6 protein-coding genes are annotated in these 13,532 nt (G+C 65.6%); all 6 read right to left on the bottom strand.

The genetic code is table 11. The features are described from left to right. Nucleotides 1–23: 23 nt before the first annotated feature. Nucleotides 24–2,741, bottom strand: coding sequence for a pitrilysin family protein (locus BXU08_RS03195; protein WP_077508728.1), 2,718 nt, complete (start codon nt 2,739–2,741; stop codon nt 24–26). Between the two features lie 71 nt (nt 2,742–2,812). After that, a complete protein-coding gene (locus BXU08_RS03190) occupies nt 2,813–6,214 on the bottom strand; it encodes a TonB-dependent receptor (protein WP_077508726.1) in 3,402 nt (1,133 codons plus the stop codon). A 111-nt stretch (nt 6,215–6,325) separates the two neighbouring features. After that, complete coding sequence (locus BXU08_RS03185) at nt 6,326–7,294, bottom strand: FecR family protein (RefSeq protein ID WP_077508724.1); 969 nt, start codon at nt 7,292–7,294, stop codon at nt 6,326–6,328. After that, a complete protein-coding gene (locus BXU08_RS03180; RefSeq protein ID WP_077508722.1) occupies nt 7,288–7,764 on the bottom strand; it encodes an RNA polymerase sigma factor in 477 nt (158 codons plus the stop codon). Before BXU08_RS03180 ends, BXU08_RS03185 begins: the two co-directional genes overlap by 7 nt. Nucleotides 7,765–7,922: 158 nt before the next feature. Further along, nucleotides 7,923–9,941, bottom strand: coding sequence for a glycoside hydrolase family 97 protein (locus BXU08_RS03175; RefSeq protein WP_077508720.1), 2,019 nt, complete (start codon nt 9,939–9,941; stop codon nt 7,923–7,925). Between the two features lie 105 nt (nt 9,942–10,046). After that, entirely contained in the window at nt 10,047–13,466 is a 3,420-nt protein-coding gene (locus BXU08_RS03170; protein ID WP_077508718.1) for a TonB-dependent receptor, read from the bottom strand. Between the last annotated feature and the right edge of the window lie 66 nt (nt 13,467–13,532).

Genomic DNA, 13,532 nt, shown 5'->3' with positions numbered 1-13,532 from the left:
GAAACCGGACACCGGCCGTTCGCTCAGCGCAGCTTGCGGCCTTCCGCGTCCCAGACTTCGACCGGGCCCAGGTTGAGCGCGCGGATCTTCGCCTCGACCTTGGCAAGGTCGCCGACGATCACCCAGGTCAGTGCGTCGGGCTTGAGCATCGTCGCGGTGGTGGTGATCGTCGCGGGAGTCAGCGCCTGATACCGCTTCGGCAGCGTGGTGATGTAGTCATATGGCCGGCCAAAGCGGTTCACGTACTGGAGATAGCCGACCATCGCCTGGTTGGTCTCGAACTGGCCCGGCAGCGCCAGCACCTGCCCCTTGGCGAGCAAGTCGAGTTCGGCCTGCGTCGCGGGGCGCGTCTTGTTGATCCCGCGGACTTCCTTGTCGATCTCGCTCAGCGCCTCGGCGGTCTTGTCGGTCTGGATGCTGGTGGCGATCCCGAACGCCTGGGGCCCGCGCGCGTCGGCGATGTAGCTGTTGGCACCATAGGTCCAGCCCTTGCCTTCGCGCAGGTTCATGTTGAGCCGCGCAGTGAAGTTGCCGCCGAGCACGTCGTTCATCGCGCCAAGCTCGAAATCCTTCGAGTCGAGCCCCGACGGCATGATCTGGCCGACGCGGATTACCGACTGGATCGCGCCAGGCCTGTCGACCAACACGATGCGCGGCGCGGCCTGCCCGGCAACGGCGTCGAGCGTCTTGACGCCCTTGGCGCGGGCCGGCGCCTTCCAGTCGCCGAACGCCTTTTCCAGCGTGGTGGTCAGCGCGGCCATGTCGGTGTTGCCCGAGGCGTAGATCACGGCGTTGTCAGGCCGGATCCAGCTTTCGTGAAACGCCGTCAGATCCTCGCGGCTGAGCGCCTTGATCGTCTCCTCGCGCCCGGCGAGCGCTACGCCATAGGCGTGGTCGGCACCGTAGAGCAGGTTACCGAAGGTGCGCTGGGCGATGTCGCTGGGATCGACCAGCGACTGCGACAACCCCGAGAGGTGCATCGCGCGGTCGCGCTCGAGATCCTCGGCCCGGAAGCCGGGGTTGCGGATATAGTCGGCCCACAAGGCCACCGTCTCGGGCAGCGCGCGGGGCAGCGCCGAAAGTGCGAAGTCGGCGGTATCGGCATCGCTATGTGCCCAGATCCGGGCGCCGAGCACTGCCTGCTGCTCGGCAAAGGCCTGTGCGCTGAGTTTGATGGTGCCTTCGTCCATCATGCCGAGCGTGAAGCCCTGCAGCCCGCGCTTCATATGCTGTTCGGCGGCCTGGCCCGCGTCGAACACCATTGCGAGTTCGACCGTGGGCGTGCCCGGTCGCTCGGACAGGACGACGCGGATGCCGTTCGAAAGCTTCGCCTCGCGCAGCGCCGGCAGCTTGAGTTCGGGCGAAGGCCCGAGCGGCGGCAGCTTGGTGCGGTCGGCGGTGTCGGCGACGACACTGTGGCTGCCATACGGAAGCACGGTCAGCCGGTACGACGGCTTGGTCAGCCAGCCGCCGACTGCGGTGCGAACTTCTTGCGCCGTGACTGCCGCGAACCTCTGCTCCTCGACCTGATATTGCCCCGGATTGTTGGCGAACAGTGCGCCGTCCGACAGCGCCATCGCCTTGACGTAGATCGACTCCATCGACCGCGCGGTATCGGCATAGGAAGTCGTGCGCGTACGCTTGAGCTCGGCTTCGGTCGGCCCCTTGGCGAAGAATTCGGCGAGCACGGCCTTCACCGCCGCCTCGGCCTTAGCGCGATCGACATCGGGCTTGAGCCGCACATCGACCGAGAAGGTCCCCGCGATCGCAAAGGCGCCATAGCTCGCCGAAGCCGAAGTCGCGATCTGCTGGTCGTGGACGAGCGCCTGATAGAGCCGCGAGGTCTTGCCGCGGCCGAGCACCTGCGCTGCCATCCGCAACGCCGGCGCTTCCGCCGTGCCGCGGCCGGGAACGGGCCAGTTCCATGCGATGGCGGTCTGCGGCACCGCTTCCTGCATCACTTCGCTCTTGTCGCGATCGAGCACGGGCACCCATGCGGTCACCCGCCCGGTCGGCGGCCCCGCGGGGATGCCGCCGAAATACTTCTCCATCAGCGCTTTGGCCTGCGCGACGGTGACGTCGCCCGAGAGCGTGACCACGGCGTTCGACGCGCCATAATATTCGCGGAACCACGACTTCACGTCTTCCAGCGAGGCGGCGTTGAGGTCCTCCATCGAGCCGATCGTCGAATGGTGATAGGGATGGCCCGGCGGGAAGACGCCCGCGCCCGCGCGCTCGTCCATCAACGCATAAGGCTGGTTCTCGCGCGTGCGCTTCTCGTTCTGGACGACCGCGCGCTGCTCGTCGAGCTTGGCCTGAGTCACCGCGCCGAGCAGATAGCCCATGCGATCGGATTCGAGCCACAGCACCCGTTCGAGCCCGCCGGTCGGGACGATCTCGTAATACCAGGTCTGATCGAGCGCGGTCGCGCCGTTGACTCCCGACACGCCGACTTCCTGGAGCGGCGGCATATATTCCTTATCGTGATGCTCGGAGCCATTGAACATCAGATGCTCGAACAGATGCGCGAAGCCGGACTTGCCTTGCGGCTCGTTCATCGAGCCGACGTGATACCAGACCGACACCGCCACCTTGGGGGTATTATGGTCCTCGTGCACCACCACGCGCAGTCCGTTGGCGAGAGTGAACTGCTGATAGGGCGCAAGCTCCTGCGCGGCGGCGGGCAGCGCCGTGGCGATGGCGAGCGCCGCCGCTGCGAGAAGCAGTTTGCTGGACTTCATGACGATGGCTTCCTTGGGAGAATGCCGGCTCCCGCAAGGGCTGGAGCCGGCAATGACTATGCTTGCGTTCTTCAGAAGGTGACTGAGGCGCCGATCTTGAACTTGCGGCCGCCGAGATAGGTCGCGCGGGTGTAATAGCCGGCGATCAGCTGCTGGACGTCGGGCGTCTGCGTACCCTTGAGCAAGTCCGATGCCTCGAAATAGATCCGGTAGTTGCGGGTCCTGGGATCGACATAATATTCGGCACGCAGATCGAGCGTCTGGACGCCCTTGTCATAGACCGAGAGCCCGCGCGGGATGAAATTGTTCAGCGTCTGCGACTGGAAGCTGTAGGCCAGCGTGCCGTCGAAACCGAACTTGTTGTAGTTCAGCGCGACCGTGCCCGAATGCTCGGGCTGCTGGTTGAACGGCAGGCCGGAGAATTCATAGAGGTTGCTTTGGCCCGCCGGGGCCGCGGCCCAGCTGTACCGCTGCCAGCGGCTGCTCTTGGTGTAGGTATAATTGGCGATCACGCCCAAGCCGCTCAGCGCGCCGGGCAGGAAATCGAACTGACGCTCGAACCGGCCCTCGATGCCCCAGATCGTCGCGGGGTGCTCGCTGTTGATCGGCGCGCCGCCGTTGATGAAGAAGTTCTGCGGATTCGTCGGATCGAAATAGGGCGGGCCCTGGAAATAGGGGCTGTCGGGCAGCGTCACATTGGCGAGGCTGGCGGGGCCGTTGGTCTCGTTGGCCTGAAGCAAATTGTTGATCCGCTTGTAGAAGCCGCCGAGCTTGATGATGCCGATCTTGTGATAATATTCGGCGCTAAGATCGAAATTGTGCGTCGTCGCCTGCTTCAGGTTCGGATTGCCCGAGTTGAGCTGGAGAATCGGCTGCACGCCGTTCGGGCCGGGGATCGGGATATTGATGAAGGTGATCCGCGTCTGGTTCGACAAATTGGTGATCTGCGGCCGCGCGACCGACAGGAAATAGCCGCCACGGAAGATCAGATTGTCGCTCTGGCGAAAATTGAACAGCACGCGCGGCAGGAAGTCCTCGGACTTCGCCGTCTCGGTCACCAGTTTGCTGAACTGGTTCTGGAAAGCCAGGTCGACGCCGAAGCCGCCGCCGTTCGCCGGCAGGATCGGGCCGATATAGGTGGGGAAGAGCAGGTTGGAGGCGCGCAGATCGGTGCGATTGTAGCGCACGCCGCCGACCAGCTCGAGCTTGCCGAACTGCAGGCTGGTCTGGACATAGGCGGCGTAATTGTCCTCGCGCGTGCCCTGCTCGTCCTGCCCGATCGCCGGCACGATCGGTGACAGGACCACCGCGGGATAATCGCCGATATTGTCGAGGAAGTTGATGAACGTCTTCTCGCTCAGCGCAGTGAAGTTCGCACCGGTGACGCCTACGCGGGTGAGATCGGTCGGCGAGAAAGGCAGGCCAAGCGCCTGTAGCGACGCGTTGCCGCCGAACTGAACGCGCTCGTTGTTGCTCTTGAACTCGGCCCGCTCGTACCGCGCACCGACCTGGATATAGGTAAGCGGGCCGGCGCCGACGTCCCAGCGCAGGCTGACGTCGCCGGTATAACGGTCGTTGCTGCCGGTGCTCGTGTCGATCTGACCGGTGCCGGTGGTGATCGTGTAGAGCGAGGGATCGTTGATCAGCGCCCAGCCGGCACCGGTGAGCAGCGGGATCGGGATGGCATCGCCGCTGCGCCGACCAAAGGCACCGACGATATAGCCGAGCGACGCATCGGTGGCGCCGGGCTGGAAATAGGCCGCGGTCGCGTCGAGAGCGGGCGTGCGCATGTCGAGCGTGGCGTTGCGATCGTGGCGCTCGCTGCCATGCGCATAGCCGGCGAGATAGACGAAGGTGAGCTTGCCCGCCGTCGTCTTGCCGTTGAAGCTGTAGGTATCAGTGATCGTCTTGGCGTTCGGATCATAGTGATAGGCCTGGTAGCGCTGCAGGGCCGCATTGCCCGGCGCCAGGCTGAGGTTCAGCGCCGAGATCGCGTCGCCGCCAGGGATATCCGAATATTTGCTCAGCGCGCCGAACGTATCCTTCATGTCATAAGTGGTGCGGTCTGCCTCGGCATGCTGGAAATCGAACTTCCAGTTGGTGTGGTCGGCGACCTGCCACTCGGCCGATACGGTCGCCGCCAGCGTGGTCTGCTTCACATGATTGAAGCTGGTCTCCAGCTGGAGGACATAGGCGTCGTCGTCCCCGGCGACGAAGGGAAAGGTCGCGCGCGGGTCGACGCCCTCCGCAGTGGTCAGCGTCGGCGTGCCGTTCGCGGCATTGGGCAGGAACGCGCCGAACCGGGTCACCGTGTTGTACGAGACGTTGCGCACCGCATTGCGGCGGTACTGAACCGAGGCGCTGATGCCGAAATTGTCCTGCGCGCCGAAGCGGCCGGCGATCGTGCCCGAGGCGAGCAGGTCCTTGCTGAAGTCCTTGCCGCTCAAGCCGCCTTCGAGCTGGAAATTGGCGTAGCGGCGCGGGCGGTTGAGCGGCGACAGCGTCTCGATTTCGATCAGTCCGCCGGTGCCGGCGCTGTCCTGGCTGGGGAGCAGGCTCTTGCTGATCGTGATCCGGCTGACCGAATCCGCCAGCAGATTGCTGAGATCGGCCGAACGGCCGGTGCCGTTGCCCACCGGCAGCTGCAGGCCGTTCAACTTGACGCTGTTCATGTCGGGATCGAGCCCGCGGACGATGACGTTGGTGCCGTCGCCGGTCACGCTGTCCCGCTGGAACGAGACGCCCGCAGTGCGGCGCAGCGCGTCCGCAAAGGTGGTGCCGGTGAAATTGCCGAGATCGTCGGCGGAGATCACGTCCGAATTGTTCGACGCGGTGCGCTGGAGGTTGAGCGCGTTGGCGCGGGCGCTGCGCGAGCCATAGACGACGATCTCGCTCGCGCCGTCGCCCATGGCGAGCTCGACCGATGCGTCGCTGCCGCTGGTCACGTCGATGGTCTGGACCAGGGTCGGAAAGCCGAGGAACGAGATCTCCAGGGTGTAGCTGCCTGCGGGGACGCTCGGAAACCGGAAGTTGCCGAGATCGTCGGCGCGGGTGGTCTGGCCGGTCTCGACGATGCGGACCAGCGCGCCGGCGACGTTGCGGCTGCCATCGGCCTCGGCGACATGGCCAAGGATCGCGCCGGTGTCGCCGCTGCTCCCCTGCGTGTGCGGACGATTGACGACGTACGAGCCCCCGCTCGTGACGCTGAGCGTCAGGCCCGATCCCGCGAGCAGCTGGCGATAGGCGGTCTTGGTGTCGAAATCGCCGCGCAGCGCCGGCGCGGACTTTCCGCGTACCGCATCGTCCGCGAACACGATGTTCGAGCCGGTGCGCGAGGCGACGGCGCGGAGCGACTTGTCGAGCGGCTGGACGGGCAGGTCGAAGGAATAGCGGGCCTGGGCATGCGCGCCCACAGGACCGGCAACCACGCATGCCGTTGCGGCAAACGCCGAAAGCGTAACCTTCGATACCATTCGATTCCCCCCGTTCGGGACCGCGAGGATTTGCGACCCCTCACAGGAGTAGACGATGCTGCAGTGCGAAACCGACACGGGCGGGAAACAAAAATGTCACCTGCCGAGCGCTCAGCGCAATAAATGCAGTTCGTCGCCGGTTTTCTGGACACGAAGCCCATGCAGGGCGGCAACGGCATTGGCGAATTCGGCGGTGTCGTTGGTTGCGAATACGCCCGACACGCGCAGCGAGGCGAGGTGCGGATCGTCGATCGTGATGCGCGGGCCGCCATAGCGGTTGAGCTCGACGACCGCAGCGGCGAGCGGCGCATCGCTGAACATCGCCTGCCCCCGGCGCCAGGCGGTCGCCGCGTCCAGCGCCGGCTGGTCGATCAGCGGGGTGGCGTTGGGGCCGGCGGCAGTAAGCCGCTCGCCCGCCGCGAGCAAAGTCGGACGCGCGGCCCCCGCCGAAACGTCGCTGACCGACACCTTGCCCTGGATCAGCGTCACCACGACGCCGCTGCCCTCGCGGCGGACGATGAAGCTGGTGCCGATCGCCTTGACCAGCTTGTCGCCGGCACGGACGATGAACGGACGATCCGGATTGGGTGCGACTTCGAACATCGCCTCGCCGCGCTCCAGCGTGACGCGGCGCACGTCCTTTTCGAAAGCGACGTCGATCTCGGTATCGGTGTTGAGCGCGACGCGGCTGCCGTCCTCCAGCGTCGCGACCTTCTGCTCGCCGATGCGCGTGGCATAGTCGATCGGCCGCGCGAACAGCCACCAGCCGCTGCCCGCTCCCACGATCAGCAGCAGCGACGCGGCTAGCGCGAACGCCGTGACGCGCAGGCCCGAGCTGCGCCGGACCGGAAGCGGCACGGGTGCCGACACCGGCGCATCGGCGCACAGCATCGCACCCGGGATCATCGCCCAGATCTCGGTAGCGCGCTCGAACGCTTCCTCGTTGGCGGGATCGGCGTGGGCCCATGCCTTGAACGCGGTTTCGGTGGCGGCGCTGCGATCCGAATCCTGCAGCCGCGCCAGCCACGCGGCAGCCTCGGCATCGACGTCCCTGCGGAGCAGCGGATCGGGGCTCACCATTCCGCCATCCACTTCATCAGCTGAAGCGTGGCGCGCGCGACCTGCTTTTCCACCGCGGCGACCGACATGTCCTCCGACGCGGCGATCTCGGCATAGCTCATATCCTCAAGCCGCCGCTTGAGCAGGATGCGCCGGGTGCGCTCGGGAAGCTGGGTCAGTCCCTCGGCGGCATGGCGCAGCCGCGCCTGCTGCTCGACGATCTGCGAGGGATCGGGCGTGGCGTCGGCGATCGCATGGAAATCGTCGATGTCGACGAAGGGCGCGCGGGCACGGCGACGGCTGCGGTCGATCGACAAATTGACTGCGGCGGTGACGAGCAACGCCTCGCGCGAGCGCGCAGCGTGCGTCCGCTCATATTGCTCGACCTTCAGGAAAGCATCCTGCACCAACTCGTCCGCATCCTCTTCCGAGACCCCGCGCCGCAGCACGGCTCGCCTCGCCCTGGCCAACATCTCGATTAGGCTCGACATTGCCGGCTCGGGCTCCTTCTGCACTAAAGACGCGCGGAAACGCCGAACCAGACATTGCTGGCTGCGCACCCCCGTTGATTCAGTGCTTAGCAGAGGATCGGAGTGATTGCTTCCCTCTCCGGACTCCCCTCCCTGCAAGAGAGGGGAATTAACTGGCCTTAGCGCAGCGCCTTGAACCGGATCGCCGTCCCGCCGCCGGGGGCAAGCGCCAGATCGAGGACGTCTTCGCGCGTCACCACGCGCTTCTCGATGCGATAGGCCTGGGGGTTGGTGCGGTAGTCGGCCCCTGCCCCGTCGGCGTAGATCTGCGCTTCATAGCGCATGCCCTTGCTCAGGAAGGACAAGGACTGGCGCAGCGTGCGCGCCTCCTCGTCGGTAATCGCGCCGAGATACCAGTCGGCGCCGCCGCGCTCCTGCCGCGCGACCACGACGAAATCACCGATCTCGCCCTGCAGCGTACGGGAGTGCTCCCAGTCGGTGGGCACGTCCTTGATGAACTGGAAGGCGTCGGGCCGCGCCTCGTAATTCTCGGGCAGGTCGGCGGCCATCTGCACCGGCGAATAGAGCACGACATATTCGGCAAGCTGGGTCGCCAGCGTCGACTGGACGCGGCGCGTCAGTTCGGTCTTGCCATGGGCGAGATCGAAGATGCCCGGGGTGTAGTCCATCGGCCCGGCAAGCATCCGCGTGAACGGCAGGATGGCGAGGTGCTCGGGCGGATTGGTGGGATTGCCCCAGGCGTTGAACTCCTGCCCCCGCGCGCCCTCACGGCTGACCATGTTGGGCCACGTGCGGCGCAGCCCGGTATCCTTGACCGGCTCGTGCGCGTCGATCGCGATGCGGTGCTTCGCGGCGACTTCGGCGACGCGCTGGTGGTGGCGGACCATATATTGCCCCGCGAACCACTGCTTGCCGCCCGCGCCATCGGCAATGTCGCCGCTATGGCGGACATAACCGGTCTTGACCACATGCACGCCGAGCCCTTCGTAGAACGCCATCGCGTCCTCGAGCTGCGCGGCATAATTCTCCACGCCGCCGCCGGTCTCGTTATGGCCGATCAGCGCGACGCCCCTGCCGCGCGCATAGGCGGCCAGCGCCGGCGCGTCGAAATCGGGATAGGCTTTGGTGAAGCTGAACTTGTCGCCATTGGCGATCCAGTCGCCGTCCCAGCCCTGGTTCCAGCCCTCGACCAGCACGCCGCCGAATCCGCTCTTCGCCGCGAAATCGATATAGCGTTTGACGTTGTCGGTGTTGGCGCCGTGGCGATAGCCGCTGCCCCAGGTCGAGTGGTTGAGATGCATCTCCCACCAGATGCCGACATATTTGCCCGGCTTGAACCACGCGACGTCACCCAGCTTGTTGGGCTCGTTGAGGTTGAGTTCGATGCGGCTGTCGGCAAGCGCGCCGGCGCTGTCGCCGATCAATACGGTACGCCACGGCGTGGTGAAGGGGCCGATCTTGTGCGCCGCGGTGCCGTCCGGCCGGGGCATCAGCGATGCGGTGAGCGTGCCCGTGCCGTTGCCTGCGAGCAGCATGCTGGGGAAATCGACCAGTGCCGCTTCGTGGAACGACAGGTAGACGCCATTGTCGCCCTTGAGCGTAAGCGGCGTCTCGGCCAGGGTAATGCGGCGCGCGTCGGTCTGGGTGTAGAGATATTCGTCACGCTCTTGCCCGAGCGCCTGATACCACCAGGCCTGTTGCGCTCCGACCGGGCGAAACTGGGTAAGGTCGGCAGTCACCTTCACCGCCTGCCCCGCCGCGAGCCCGGCATAGCCGTAGCGCAGCCCGAACCCGTCGTCGAAGACGCGGAAGGTGACGTCCACTGCGCGGTTGAGCGGGGTATCGCCGCCGATCGTGACAGTCAGCGCGTTGTGGCGGTCGCGGATCACCCGCTGCTCGCCCCAAGGCTGTTCCCAGCTGGTATCGACTACACTGCGGCGCGGATTGGCCAGCGTGGCGAAGCGTGCCGTCGGTTCGCCCTCGAAGCTCAGCCCGAGTTCGCCCGGCGCCAGCACCGGCTTGCCCGCGCGGCGGACGTCGTAGGTCGCCTTGCCGTCCTGCACGTCGACGCACAGCTCGATCACCTTGGCCGGCGACTGCACGCATTCGCGCGCTTCGGCCGCGGCGATGCCTTGGGCAAGGACGGCGAGCGATACGGCGGCGAGGCGGAAATACATGGAAGATCCTTTGCGATATCGATCCGGACGTGCGGCATCCGGAGTTCTTCGAACCCGAAAAAACCGCGCCGCCGCCGGGGTTTGGCAGCGGCGCGAGGAAGGGTCTCAGAACTTGGCGCGCACGCCGAACTGGAAGCGGCGATCGACGCGGCTCCAGGCGGAGTCCATGTAGACCGGCGCCGCATTCGGCGTTGCCGGCGAGTCCCCGAAGATCTGCTGCTGGTACACGCTCTTGGTGTTGAGCAGGTTCGACGCATCGAGCGACAATTCGAGGAAGCGATTGACCGAGAAGCGCAGCGATCCATCGAGATAGCCCGCCGCCTTCTGGAACACCGGCAGGCCGATGCAGCAGTCGAGATTCTGGGTCAGGTAGCGCGAGCGCCAGTTGTATGCGACGCGGAAGCCGACCGGCCCCTTCTCGTACAGCGCGACTGCGTTGAACGTGTGCTTCGAGATGCCGGCAAGCTGGTGCGAGTCGATCACCGATCCGGTGCCGCCGAGCGCCGGCTGCCCCGCCCCGACTGCACCCAGATTGGCGCTGGAAGATGCGTTGAGCAGGTTCGAGTTGTTGATGTCCGACTGGTGGACATAGGTGTAGTTGAGCTGGGTGCCGAGCCCGCTCAGCAGCCCGGGCAGGAAGTCGAAGAAGGACTGGAACGCGACTTCGGCGCCCATCAGCTTGCCGCCGTCCTCGGCGTTGCTCGGCCCCAAAATCTCGACGGTCTGAGTCGAGCCGTTGTTGGTGAAGGTCCGTGCCATCTCGCCGAAGCTGATGCTGCCGTTGAGCTTCTTGTAAAAGCCGGTGAGCGTGAACGAGCTGCTCCGCCCGAAATAATGCTCGAACGACAAGTCGAACTGGTCGGCGGTGATCGGCTGGAGCGCCGGATTGCCGGCATTGGCCTGGAACACGAAATTGTAGCCCGTGACGTTCGCCGCAGTGTGCGCCGCGGTCGGCGAATTATAGACGATGTACGGCGAGTCCGGCGAGGTGTTGATGATCGGCGCGTTGATCGCGACGCTGTTGCGCAGGAAGCCGATGTCGGGCCGCGACATCGCCCGCGAATAGGCGAAGCGGACGAAGTTCTTGTCGTCGAGCCCCAGCCGCACGTTGAAGCTCGGCAGCCATTCGGTGCTCGATGCCTTGTAGGTGTCGGCCAGCGCCGCATTGTTGGCGAACGCCTGGATCGCCGGAGTCAGATAGCAGGCGGGATTGACGATGCTGTTGCCGCTGAGCGGCGTGCCGCAGGGCTGGAGATTGGCAAAGATGTTGCTCGCCGGGAAGGCGACGCTGCCTTCGCTGGTCTCGCGCGTCTTGACCACGCGCAGGCCAACATTGCCGACGACGCTCATCCCGCCGATCGTCTTGTCGTCGCCGCCGAAGCGCAGCATCAGATATGCCGCCTCGGTCTGCTCGCGCACCTTGAGCACTTCGCCCGGGGTGAAGCAGTCGTCCACCGTCGCCTCGGGCCGGTCGCAGATCGCGGTGTAGCCCGGCGGGACCGGCGAGTTGGTCGCGGCGCCGCCCAGCGAGCCGATCAGCTTGTTGAAGTCCTTGAGCGTATCGCGGTTGAGGAAGACCAGCGGTCCGTTGGGGAAGACCTTCCCGTCATAGAAGCCGTCCATCGCATAGGATTCCCAGATCCCCGCGCCATAGCCCTTGAACGGCGCTCGCCCGGCGTTGCCGCCGCAATTGCCGGTGTTGCTGGGATAGGCGCCGCCGCTGGTGTTGTCGGCGTTGAAGCCCGGGCCGTTGCAGAACCAGGGCGCCGCGATCGGAGTCCAGTTAAAGGTCGAATAGCGGACATTCTGCTTGCGATCGGCATAGCGCACGCCGGCCTTGATCGAATTGAACCAGCCGCCCTCGCCGAATTCATATTCAAGATCGGTGCGCAGCGCGACTTCGGTCGCGTCATTGTCCTCGACATGGCCCTGGATGAACGGGATCCAGTAATTATGGGCGTTGGTCAGCCCGCCCGACGCGTAATTCACGTTCGAGCCCGGCAGCAATGCGATCTGAGGGGTTCCGTCTTCGTTGGTGCTGTACTGGAAGTTCGCCATCGTGCCCGAGGCGACGAGGATGTCGTTATTGTAGGTCGACGCGTCGATATACTGCGCGTCGAAATTGGCGTGCAGCCGCTCCGAGATATCCCATTTGAGATTGCCCGAAAAATCGCGGGTGCCCTCGCGGTGCGCGAAGTTGCGCGCCTCGTTCTCGAGATACAGGCCGTCGCGCAGCGTGGTGCAGACCGACGGCGCGGCGCAATTGTTGACGAAGGGCACGCCGGGGATCGCCGATCCGGCGTTGATCGCCGCCTGGGTGCTCTCCCAGGTCCCGCTGAAGCTGCCATGGCCCTGAGTCAGCACGCCCGACTGGAGCATGCCGTTGGCCCCGAACACCAGCGCACCGCTGCCGTCGGCCGGGCCGAGGACGGTGCCGGTGCGCGGATTGAACGCGGGGGTGCCGAAATAGCCGCCTTCCAGCTTGGCGTGGCTGGCGCGCTCGAACCAGGCATTGCGGTAATGCGAGTCGACATATTGCAGCGTCGCGCGGACCGAGCCGCTGTTGTTCTCATATTGCGCGGCGAGCGCGATGCCGCGGCGCTTGCGGTCGTAATCGACTTCCGAATAGCGGACGCCGTCGGGCGCCATCGCGAAGCCGGTGCCGCCGAACGGATTGGCGGTGCAGGCGATGCTGCCGTCCGCATTGACCGTGCCCGCCGTCGCGGTGCCGAAACCGGCGCTGCAATAGGTGTTGATCTTGTCCATGATCACGCTCTCGGTGCGCGTCACGACCTTGCTCTCGGCATAGCTGGCGAGCAGGCCGAAACGGCCGATCGGCGTCTCGAAGACATTGCTGATCAGTCCCGAGAATTCGGGAGTCCAGCGATCTGAGCGATCGCCGTAGTTCATCTTGAAATTGCCGGTGACGAGCAGGCCGTTCTGGTCGAACGGCACCCGGGTGCGCAGGTTGACGGTGCCGGCGAGGCCGCCCTCGATCATCTCGGCGGTCTGGTTCTTGTAGGCGTCGACTCCGGCGAGAAGCTCGGGCGAGACGTCGTTGAACTGGAGCCCGCGCGCCGAATCCGCCGAGAAGCTGTCGCGGCCGTTGAACTCGGTACGCACCTGGGTGAGGCCGCGGATCAGCACGCCGGTCGGCTCGCCCGAAGGATGCGTGCTGTCGTCGGCCGACTGGAGCCGGCTGACGGTGATGCCCGGTACGCGCTGCAGCGCCTCGGCGGCGGACTTGTCGGGGAAGGCGCCGATATCGGTCGCAGTGATCGAGTCGACGAAGGTGTCGGCGTTCTTCTTGATGTTCTGCGACGTGTCGAGCGCGGCGCGCACGCCGACCACGACGATGTCGGGGCCGGAATCCTGCGCATCGGAGTCGGTCGCGCTTTGTGCCTGCGCGTCGGCAGTCTGCGCCTGCGCCTGCGCCGCCGAAGCGACGCCGATCGCGATCAGCGCGCAAAGCGAGACACCGCTCCGCAGCGCACGAAACCGGCGCGTAGAATTGAAATCGGTCATGCATACCTCCCCTGTGGCTCCGCTTTTGCGCGGATGCGTTTCGGGCACGGCTTGGCGCCGCCTTGG

The organism is Sphingomonas sp. LM7 (assembly GCF_002002925.1).
In the GTDB taxonomy this organism is placed as follows: Bacteria; Pseudomonadota; Alphaproteobacteria; order Sphingomonadales; family Sphingomonadaceae; genus Sphingomonas.
This window is presented reverse-complemented; position numbering and strand designations above follow the sequence as displayed.